1 rRNA gene is annotated in these 2,266 nt (G+C 51.1%); it reads left to right on the top strand.

The features are described 5' to 3' along the window. A 23S ribosomal RNA gene (locus LZG71_RS30300) occupies nt 1-2,199 on the top strand; the annotation flags it as partial. Between the last annotated feature and the right edge of the window lie 67 nt (nt 2,200-2,266).

Genomic DNA, 2,266 nt, shown 5'->3' with positions numbered 1-2,266 from the left:
TTAATGTTTGAAGAACAGGAGCCGAAGCGAAAGCGAGTCTGAAATGGGCGATTAGTCAGTGGCTGTAGACGCGAAACTTGGTGATCTACCCTTGGTCAGGTTGAAGCGCTGGTAACACATCGTGGAGGACCGAACCGGTAAACGTTGAAAAGTTTTCGGATGAACTGAGGGTAGGGGTGAAAGGCCAATCAAACTGAGAAATAGCTCGTACTCCCCGAAATGTTTTTAGGAACAGCGTCGTGGTTGAGTCATGGTCAGGTAGAGCTACTGATAGGGCTAGGGGGAGTCAAATCCTACCAAACTCTGACAAACTCCGAATGGGCTATGATATACACGGCAGTGAGGGCCGGGGTGCTAAGGTCCCGGTCCGAGAGGGGAACAACCCAGAGCATCAGCTAAGGTCCCAAAATATATGCTAAGTTGAACTAAGGGGGTCCGACTGCAGAGACAGCCAGGATGTTAGCTTGGAAGCAGCTATACATTTAAAGAGTGCGTAACAGCTCACTGGTCGAGCGGGGCGGGCATCGATAATAAACGGGCATCAAGCATATTACCGAAGCTATGCGATAGTAATTTATTACGATCGGTAGGGGAGCATTCTCACAGGGGTGAAGGTTTGGCGTAAGCTGGGCTGGACTGGTGAGAAAAGCAAATGTAGGCATAAGTAACGATAATGCGGATGAGAAATCCGCACACCGAAAGACTAAGGATTCCTCCGCTATGCTAATCAACGGAGGGTTAGGCGGGGCCTAAGGTATAGCCGACAGGCGATTATCGATGGACAGCAGGTTAATATTCCTGCCCTTGCGGTTAGTGTGAAGAAATGACGGAGCGCTGTGGTTTGTACGTACTGACGGAATAGTGCGTTGAGCGGAGCCTACGGGCGAAGCGAATAAGCGAAAATGCTTCCAAGAAAAGTTTCTGAAACATCAGCTGACTGCAACTCGTACCGTAAACCGACACAGGTAGTCGAGAAGAATATTCTAAGGTGCTCGAGTGAATCACGGCTAAGGAACTCGGCAAATTAACCCTGTAACTTCGGGAGAAGGGGAGCCTCCTCGCAAGAGAGGCCGCAGAGAAATGGCCCAGGCGACTGTTTAGCAAAAACACAGGGCTCTGCCAAAACGAAAGTTGACGTATAGGGCCTGACACCTGCCCGGTGCTGGAAGGTTAAGAGGGGATGTCATCGCAAGAGAAGCATTGAATCGAAGCCCCAGTAAACGGCGGCCGTAACTATAACGGTCCTAAGGTAGCGAAATTCCTTGTCGGGTAAGTTCCGACCTGCACGAATGGTGTAACGATCTGGGCACTGTCTCGGCCGTGAGCTCGGTGAAATTGTAGTAGCGGTGAAGATGCCGCTTACCCGCCACGGGACGGAAAGACCCCGTGCACCTTTACTATAGCTTTGCATTGTTTTCGGGTCAGGGATGTGTAGGATAGGTGGGAGGCTTTGAAGTTGTGTCGCCAGGCATGATGGAGCCAACGTTGAAATACCACCCTTCGCTGGCCTGGGATCTAACTGCTCAAAGAGCAGGACCGTGCATGGTGGGTAGTTTGACTGGGGTGGTCGCCTCCAAAAGTGTAACGGAGGCTTCCAAAGGTCTGCTCAACACGCTTGGTAACCGTGTGTGGAGTGCAATAGTACAAGCAGGCTTGACTGTGAGACCGACGGGTCGAGCAGGTGGGAAACCAGGGTATAGTGATCCGGTGGTTCTGTATGGAAGGGCCATCGCTCAAAGGATAAAAGGTACGCCGGGGATAACAGGCTGATCTCCCCCAAGAGCTCACATCGACGGGGAGGTTTGGCACCTCGATGTCGGCTCGTCACATCCTGGGGCTGGAGAAGGTCCCAAGGGTTCGGCTGTTCGCCGATTAAAGTGGCACGCGAGCTGGGTTCAGAACGTCGTGAGACAGTTCGGTCCCTATCTGTGGTGGGCGTAGGAAGATTGACGGGGGCTGCCCTTAGTACGAGAGGACCGGGGTGGACCCACCGCTGGTGAATCGGTTGTCACGCCAGTGGCATGGCCGAGTAGCTATGTGGGGAATAGATAAGCGCTGAAAGCATCTAAGTGCGAAACTAGCCCGAAGATGAATCTTCCACACAAGGGTCGTTGTAGACTACGACGTTGATAGGCTGCAGGTGTATGTATAGAAATATATTCAGCCGAGCAGTACTAATTACCCAACAGCTTACATAATATAAATTAACTCTTACTGATCTCTTCTACTTCCAATATGACATGAAATTCAATGTTGATCATTGAAT

Origin of the sequence: Dyadobacter sp. CY312 (genome assembly GCF_021390535.1) — a bacterium.
Taxonomy (GTDB): domain Bacteria; phylum Bacteroidota; class Bacteroidia; order Cytophagales; family Spirosomataceae; genus Dyadobacter.
The sequence above is the reverse complement of the archived record's forward strand: the minus strand, read 5'-3'. Positions and strand labels throughout refer to the sequence as shown.